This is a genomic window from Nocardiopsis sp. NPDC055824 (genome assembly GCF_053616335.1).
Map to the genome: position 1 here is coordinate 1 of NZ_JBSHDN010000249.1, position 8218 is coordinate 8218.

Annotated in this window: 7 protein-coding genes; 6 read left to right on the forward strand and 1 reads right to left on the reverse strand. The window is 72.0% G+C overall.

All coding sequences use genetic code 11. The features are described 5' to 3' along the window. Positions 1-106: 106 nt before the first annotated feature. On the forward strand, positions 107-847 hold the full coding sequence (locus tag ACWGL3_RS29025) for a hypothetical protein (protein WP_452462023.1): 741 nt from the start codon (positions 107-109) through the stop codon (positions 845-847). 105 nt (positions 848-952) lie between these two features. Here ACWGL3_RS29025 and ACWGL3_RS29030 read toward each other — a convergent pair whose 3' ends face one another. Beyond that, positions 953-2167, reverse strand: a complete 1215-nt coding sequence (locus tag ACWGL3_RS29030; protein WP_267946024.1) for an ROK family transcriptional regulator — start codon at positions 2165-2167, stop codon at positions 953-955. A gap of 259 nt (positions 2168-2426) precedes the next feature. Between ACWGL3_RS29030 and ACWGL3_RS29035 the strand changes: the two genes are divergently transcribed. The 5 genes from ACWGL3_RS29035 (at position 2427) to ACWGL3_RS29055 (ending at position 8149) form a co-directional block, all read left to right on the forward strand. Beyond that, positions 2427-3704: an extracellular solute-binding protein gene (locus ACWGL3_RS29035; RefSeq protein WP_267946025.1), complete on the forward strand. Its 1278-nt coding sequence runs from the start codon at positions 2427-2429 to the stop codon at positions 3702-3704. Between the two features lie 93 nt (positions 3705-3797). Further along, positions 3798-4790, forward strand: a complete 993-nt coding sequence (locus tag ACWGL3_RS29040) for a carbohydrate ABC transporter permease (protein WP_267946026.1) — start codon at positions 3798-3800, stop codon at positions 4788-4790. Continuing rightward, positions 4787-5761 (forward strand): carbohydrate ABC transporter permease, encoded by a 975-nt coding sequence (locus tag ACWGL3_RS29045; protein WP_452462024.1) that lies wholly within the window; start codon positions 4787-4789, stop codon positions 5759-5761. Before ACWGL3_RS29040 ends, ACWGL3_RS29045 begins: the two co-directional genes overlap by 4 nt. Positions 5762-5951: 190 nt before the next feature. Further along, positions 5952-7424, forward strand: a complete 1473-nt coding sequence (locus ACWGL3_RS29050; protein ID WP_267946028.1) for a glycoside hydrolase family 3 protein — start codon at positions 5952-5954, stop codon at positions 7422-7424. Between the two features lie 260 nt (positions 7425-7684). Then, complete coding sequence (locus ACWGL3_RS29055; protein ID WP_267946029.1) at positions 7685-8149, forward strand: RrF2 family transcriptional regulator; 465 nt, start codon at positions 7685-7687, stop codon at positions 8147-8149. Positions 8150-8218: the final 69 nt, after the last annotated feature.

Consider the following 8218-nt stretch of genomic DNA (forward strand, 5'->3'; position numbering starts at 1 on the left):
CCGCGGACCCCGGGCCGGACGGCGCGGGCGCCGTACCGGCCGGGAGCGTCCGCGCGACACGCCGTAGACTCACGATCCCGTGTCCCCCCTCGCACCGGAGGCCCCCGTGCCGAGTCCCGACGCCGTTCCCTCCCCCCACCGGCCCCCGGCCCAGGAGCCCGCGACGACCGCGACGGAAGGGGACCGCCTTCCCCATCCTCCCGGCAGCCGGGCGCAGGGCGCGGTGATGATCGGCCTGAGCCTGGTGGCCGTCACGGCGGTCGCGGGCTCCCTGCTCGCGTTCGGTCCGGGGGCTCCCCTCGCGCAGGCGGCGGCCCCGGCGGCGACCGGCTCCCCCTCCGCCGCGGCCGAGGCCCCCGCCCTCGTCGAGCTCGCCGGGGAGTACGCGACCCTCCGGCACCCCGAGGGGTGGGAGGTCGCGGGGCCGAGCGTCGACTCACCGGACGAGGCCTCGGGGACCTTCGTCTTCCGAAGGATCACGGCGCCCGGCGGTGAGCACACGTTCTGCTTCAACGTGCATGAGACCGACGGCGAGGGGCTCACCTCCCGAGAGGTGCAGGAGGGGTGGGAGGCCGGCCTCTCCGAGGTCTCCGCCTTATCCGACGTGCGCAGGGTCGCCCTGGAGGAGGACCACTCGGCTCCGCCCGGTCGGGACACGACCCGCCTGGAGCTGACCTACACCAACAGCGACCGGGACGAACCCGACCGGTGGGTCGTCTGGCAGTACACCGTCATCGAGGAGGAGGGCCGCGGGTACCTCGTCCAGGCCGACATCCCCGCGGCGGACCTGCCCGTGTACGGGGACCTCGTGGACGCGGTGCTGGACTCGTTCGAGCCCGTGCTCTGACCCCGGGCCCCGTGCCGGTGCCGTTCCCCGGCCCCGGACACGCGTCGGCCGCCGTGCCCCGACGGGTGAGGAGGGTCGGGGACACGGCGGCCGGCGGAGCGCGGGTCAGACGGTCGAGGAGAACACGTCGTCGCGGGCGCGTTCGAGCGCGTGCAGGAGGGCGCCGCGCACCACGGGGCTGCCCTCGACCAGGCCCAGGCCGACCTCGGTGGCGTTGGGGGCGATGCGGGCGGCGGCCGCCTGGACCCTCTCGGCCAGTTTGGCGCCTCCGGCCCGGGCGACGTCGCCGCCCAGGACCACGAGCCCGGGGTCGAGGATGACGCTGACCGCCGCCACCCCCCGCGCCAGGCGCTCGGCGAAGGCGTCCAGGAACGCGTCGCCCTCGGGCGATCCGGCCGCCGAGGCCTTCTCCACCACGTCCACGACGTCGGCGCCGTCGATCCCGTACTCCGCCGCGAGCCGCACCACCTGTCCCGCCTTGACCAGTGCCTGGAACCCGTGGGGCAGTTCCCTGGTCGCACCGTCCCGCAGGGACTCGTAGCCGCCGGACAGCCCGACGTCGACCGGCATCGGCGCGCCGGGGACCGGCAGGTAGCCGATCTCCCCCGCTCCGCCGGAGCGGCCCCGGTGGATGCGGCCGTCGATCATGGTGGACATGCCCACGCCGCCCGCCGCACTGAGCCAGATGAGGACGAACTCGTCGACCCCCACGGCGGCCCCCTCGGCGTGCTCGGCCAGGGCAGCCAGGTTGACGTCGTTCTCGATCATGACCGAGCGCTTGAGGTCGGCCCGCAGCGCCTCCAGGATGCCCTCGTGCCAGGAGATCAGGTCGAAGGAGAAGCGGATGTCGCCGGTGCGCGGGTCGACGACGCCCGGTGTGCCGATGACGCACGCGCGCACCCTGTCGAGGGGGACCCCGGCCGTGTCCGCCAACCGCATGACGGCGGTGTGGACGAGGGACACCGGGTCGTCGGAGGCGCTCGGGTCGACGGTCACCTCGCTCATCACCCGGCCCGTGATGTCGGCGATCGTCGCGGTCACCGAGTGGGCGCTCACGTCGAGGGCCGCCACGTAGGCGCTCTCCGGAACCACCGCGTAGAGGGCGGCGTTGGGGCCCCGGCCCCCCGCCTGACTGCCGACGACGCGTACCAGGTCCCGTTCCTCCAGCCGCGCGAGCAGCTGGGAGGCGGTCACCTTGGACAGGCCGGTCCGCGTTCCCAGCTGCGTCCTGGTCAAGGGCCCCGCGGACAGGAGTAGCTCCAGTGCCGCGCGGTCGTTGAGCTGGCGTAGCAGCCGGGGAGTCCCCGGACGTTGAGACATAACCGTGACACCTCACCCTGTTTTTATTAGGAAAGTTTCCTGTTAATTTAGCTCACAACCTCACAAGAGGTCACGTCCTGGCAGGTCCGCGTTAATTTCGGGCCCTCCGGTACCCGCGCCGGCGGGGCGGCCAACGTGCTATCCCAGCACAACCCCCACAGAGACGTCGAGTCGGTGGGTGATCGTTCCATCATCCCAGCCCGGCTTGAGCACAGGCGTCGAATCCCCGGCGCGTGGTGCGAAGGGAGAATAGGTACACATGAGGTTCCCCAAGATCGCAGCGGCCACGGCCGTAGTCCTGCTCGCCGCCGCCTGCGGCGGCGGTTCCGACGACTCCAGCGGCGGTGAGGCCGAGAGCCTGACCGTCTGGGTCATGGGCACCTCGCAGGACCCCCTCGTCGAGTACTTCGACAACGCCGAGGCCCGCTTCCAGGAGACCCACCCCGGTGTCGAGGTCGACGTCGAGTTCATCCCCTGGCCCGACGCGCAGGAGTCCATCACCAACGCCCTCGCCGGCGGTGACGCCCCCGACGTCCTGGAGGTCGGCAACGACCAGGTGGCCGGCTGGGCCGCGCAGGGCGCCCTCCTCGACATCAGCGAGCAGGTCGGCGGCTGGGACACCGCCGCGGGCATCGACGAGAACGCCCTGGAGTACGGCACCTACGAGGGCGTGCAGTACGGCGTCCCGTGGTTCTCCGGCGTCCGCACCCTCTACTACCGCGCCGACTGGCTGCGGGAGCTCGGGCACGAGCCCCCCGCCACCTGGGACGAGCTCGTCGAGGTCTCCGAGGCCATCCAGGAGGAGTACGACGTCCCCGGCTTCGCCGCTCCGACCGACTTCACCAACGGCATCGCCAGCTTCATCTGGAGCAACGGCGGTGAGATCGCGACCCAGAACGGCGACACGTGGGAGGGCAACCTGACCGACCCCGCCACCGTCGAGGCCGTCGAGTTCTACGCGAGCCTGACCACCGACGGCATCTCCCCGCAGGGCTACGTCGGCGAGAACGAGCTCGTCGCCCTGGCCGACATGGCCAACAGCGAGCTGGGCATGTACATCGACGGCGGCTGGGCCCTGGGCTCCATGGAGGAGCAGGCCGAGGACCCGGCGGTCCTGGAGAACATCGCCTCCGCCCCGATCCCCGGCGCCGACGGCATCGCCCCCGTCTTCGCGGGCGGTTCCGCCCTGACGGTCTTCACCACCACCGAGCACCCCGACGAGGCCTTCGACCTCCTCACCGTCCTCGGTGACGAGGAGGGCGGCAAGGGCTACGCCGACGTCGCCGGCTTCTTCCCCGCCTACCCGGCTCTCCTGGAGACCCCCGAGTACCAGGAGGACCCGGAGCGCGCGGCGGCCGCCACGCAGATGCAGAACACCCGCTTCTTCCCGACCACCCCGCGCTGGACCGCGGCCGACCAGGACAGCAAGATCCTGCCCGGCGCCGTCCTGGACATCGTCCGCGGCGGTGACGCCGAGGAGGTCCTGGGCGCCGCCAACGAGGAACTGGCCTCGATCCTCAACGAGCCGGTCGAGTAGTCCTCTCCACCCCACTGTGCAGAGCCGTGCGCGGGCGGGGTCCCTCCCGGACCCCGCCCGCCGCGGTCGGCCCACGCCTCGATTGAGAAGACCATGGCACACACCGTCGAACCGGCGAAACCGCGCGGGGACGAGGAGGCCGTCGCACCGGCCTCCGACGAGACCGCGCCGCGCCGCCGCAGAACTCCCGCCCCGTACCTGCTCATCACCCCGGCACTGATCCTCCTCGCGGTCGTGCTGCTCTGGCCGATCGTGCAGATGGTGTGGTACTCGCTCACGAGTTTCACCACACGCAACCTCCTTCCGAACCAGCCCGGCCCGGAATGGAACGGCTTCGCCCACTACCAGCAGCTGCTGACCGACCCCACGTTCTGGACGATCCTGCGCAACACGGTCGTGGTCTGCGTGCTGATGGTCGGCATCACGATGGTGCTGGGCACCCTCGTGGGCCTGCTGCTCCACAAGATGCCCAAGTGGTTCGCCGGGTTCGTGTCCATCGGCATGATGCTCGCCTGGGCCACCCCCGCGCTGAGCGCGTCGCTGGTCTTCCGCTGGCTGTTCCTGCCCGAGCGCGGCCTGGTCAACGTCGTCCTCGACCGGATGCCGGACTGGCTGGTGGGCAGCGGATGGCTGGAGTACAACTGGTTCCTCGAACCGGGCTCGCTGTTCTCGGTCCTGATCATGGTGATCGTCTGGCAGTCCTTCCCGTTCGTGGCCGTCTCCGTCCTCGCCGGGCTCAAGAGCATCCCGAACGAGCTGTACGAGGCCGCGCGGATGGACGGCGCGAGCGCCTGGAAGGCCTTCTGGAACGTCACGTTCCCGATGCTGCGCCCGCTGTTCGCCCTGCTGCTCGTCCTCCAGATCATCTGGGACCTGAGGGTGTTCACCCAGCTGTACATCCTGGCGAACAGCTTCCAGAACCAGGACGTCTACCTGCTCTCGTACTACATCTACCAGCAGGGGTTCAGCGCCAGCCCGGCCAACTACGGCATGGGCTCGGCGATCGCGGTGGTCATGACCGTGATGATCCTCGGAGTCACCGCGTACTACCTGCGCATCATGATCCGCCAGGGGGAGACCCGATGACCGCGATCGACAACACCGCCGGCCCCTCCGCCCGGGCCGCCACCGCCGCGCCCGGCGGCTCCGGAGCCGGGCGCCGCCGGGGCGCCGAGCGCGTCTACCGCCGCAGCCCGCTGCGCCGCCTGCGCTCCCTGCCGCTGTACCTGGCCGGGATCGCGGTGTTCCTCTTCTCGGTCTTCCCGGTGTACTGGATGGTCGTCACGGCCTTCAAGCCGGTGGGCGAGATCTTCACCCGGAACCAGACCCTGTTCCCGAGCGCGCCGACCCTGGAGCACTTCGACCGGGTCGTCAACGGCCAGCTCATCCCGGGTGTGAACTTCTGGCAGTTCCTGGGCAACAGCCTCGTCGTGACGCTCTTCGCCGTGGGCATGGGAGCGTTCCTGTCGCTGCTCGCGGCGGTGGCCGTCGCCCGCTTCCGGTTCAAGCTGCGCACCGCGTTCATCATCCTGCTGATGATCATCCAGATGGTGCCGATGGAAGCGATGATCATCTCGATCTTCCTCAACTTCCGCCAGCTGTCCGACGCCAGCGGCGTGCAGCTGCTCGGCAACCTGTCCGGCCTGCTCATCGTCTACACGGCCGTCTCCCTGCCGATCACGATCATGATGCTGCGCGGGTTCGTCGCGGCGGTGCCCAAGGAGCTGGAGGAGGCCGCGGCCATCGACGGCGCCAGCGCCTGGACCATCTTCTGGCGCATCCTGATGCCGCTGGTCGCGCCGGGCCTGGTCGCCGCGAGCATCTTCGCGTTCATCACCGCCTGGAACGAGTTCATCGTCGCGCTGACGTTCCTGGGCCGCAGCACGGACCACTACACGCTGCCCCTGACCCTGTCGTACTACTTCGGCCGGTTCGGCACCGAGTGGGGACCGATCATGGCGGCCTCCACCCTGCTGACCATCCCCGTGATGGTCTTCTTCCTGTTCGTCCAGCGGCGCATGGTCTCCGGTCTGACCATGGGAGCCGTCAAGGGCTGACCGGGCCCCACCCCGGGCGGGACCGCGGCCGGCGCCGCGGGCCCCGCCCGGGCACGCCCGCCGCACCGCTTCCCTACCCGTGTTCCCGCCACCCGTCTGCCCGAATGTCGCCCTCACCACCCCGATGGGGAGCCGCCGGCTCCAGTGGTGACCTCCCGGGCACCCCTATGCTCACCGAACGGAGCTCGTCATGCCGTACGACCCGACCCTGGCGCGTCTGGCCAACGCCACGCTGCTGGTGCCCTTCGAGTCCTACCACGCCCCTCGCTGGGTCCTGGAGGGTCTGGCGGACGGCATCTCCGGCGTCTGCCTGTTCCACAACAACCTGGACACACCCGAACAGGTGACCGCGCTGAACGCGGCCCTGTCCGAGGCCGCGGACACCCCGCTGATCTCGCTGGACGAGGAGGGCGGCGACGTCACCCGCATCGGCCAGGCGCGCGGCAGCGACTACCCGGGCAACGCGGCCCTGGGCGCGGTGGACGACCCGGACCTGACCCGCGACACCCACCGCTCGATGGGCGACCGCCTCGCCGCCCTGGGCTTCAACCTGGACCTGGCGCCCTCGGTGGACGTCAACGTCGCCGACGACAACCCCGTGATCGGCACCCGGTCCTTCGGCTCCGACGCCGAACTGGTGGCCCGCCACGCGGCGGCCGCCGTGATCGGCCTCCAGGCCGCCGGCGTGGCCGCCTGCGCCAAGCACTTCCCCGGCCACGGCGCCACCTCCCAGGACTCCCACCACACGCTGCCCCGCGTGGAGGCCGACGCCGACCTCCTGCACCGCCGCGAGCTGCTCCCCTTCCGCGCGGCCGTGGAAGCCGGCGTGCAGTCGATCCTGACCGCGCACATCGAGCTGCCCGGCCTGGGCGGCGAGGGCCCGGCCACGCTCGCGCCGCACATCCTCAACGACCTCCTCCGCGACGAGCTGGGCTTCCGGGGCACCGTGGTCAGCGACGCCATGGACATGGACGGCGTCAGCGGCCGGATCGGCATCCCGGAGGCGAGCGTGCTCGCCGTGGCCGCCGGTGTCGACCTGCTGTGCCTGGGGCGCCGGGTCTACGAGGACCAGATCGAGCTGATCCGCGCCGCCCTGGTCACCGCGGTGCGCGAGGGCCGCCTCCCCGGGCAGCGCCTGGAGGAGGCCGCCGAGCGGAACGCGCGCCTGCGCACCTGGATCCGCGAGACGTCCGCGCGCAGGGCGGCCGCCCCCGCCGACGAGCCCGTCGGGCTGGCCGGGGCCCGCCGCGCCGTGCGCGTGGACGGCGACCTGCCGCCCCTGAGCGACCCGTTCGTGGTCGAGGTGGACGCCCCCGCCGGCATGGCCGTGGGCGAGGTCCCCTGGGGGCTGGCCCCCTGGTTCCCCGGCTCGGAGCGCGTCGCCCCCGACGCCGCCCAGGCGGACCGGCTCATCGCCGGCGCCCGGGGGCGCGACCTGGTGGTCGTCGTGAGGGACGCGCACCGCTACCCGGAGGCCCGGGCGCTCGTGAGCCGCCTGCTCGACGCCCGTCCCGGGGCCGTGGTGGTGGAGATGGGCCTTCCCATCTGGCGACCCGACTGCGGCGCCTACGTGAGCACCTACGGGGCCGCGCACGTGAACGGCCTGAGCGCGGCCGAACTGCTGGGGGGCGCCGTGGGCGCGCCCGCCCCCGGCGTGAGCTGAGGCCCCGCTCCCCCGGGGTCCGGCGCTCCCGGCCCGGTCCCGCCGCACGGCGGGGCCGGGCCGACTCCGTTCCCGTGCGTCCGCCGCGTCCCGCCGCCGGACGCACGGGAACCCGGAGCGCGGTCGCCGGGGAGGGACACCGCCGGTGTCCCCGAAACCCGGTAGGAGAAGTACCCTTGGCCTGTAGCATCCCGGTCCGTCGGCACACCTGCCGGCGCCCGGTGCCCCATTCGCCCTTCTAACCACGGCATAATCACAGCATGCGCCTTTCAGCCCGGGTCGATTACGCGCTTCGCGCGGCAGCGGAACTCGCTGTCGCCGGCGACGGGCCGGTGACGGCCGAGCAGCTAGCACGCGCTCAGGCCATCCCCGGAAAATTCCTAGAGAACATCCTCACCCAGCTACGCCGTGCCGGGCTGGTGCGCAGCCAACGCGGCCCCGTCGGCGGTTACTGGCTGGCCCGACCAGCGGCGGAGATCTCTCTCGCCGACATCATCCGAGCGGTCGACGGGCCGCTCGCCAACGTGCGCGGGGAACGCCCCGAGCACGTGGACTACGACGGCGCGGCCCGCAGCCTGCAACAGGTGTGGATCGCGCTGCGCGCCAGCGAGCGCGCCATCCTGGAGGGGGTCAACCTCCAGCACCTGGTGACGAACGAGCTGCCCGAGGCGGTGCGTACGCTGGCGGAGGACCCCGAGGCCTGGGTGAACCACACCCACCGCTGACCGCGGCTGCGCCGGCGGGCGTCCTCGCGCCGTCCCGCACGTGAAGGAGCCGGCCACCCTCAGGTGGCC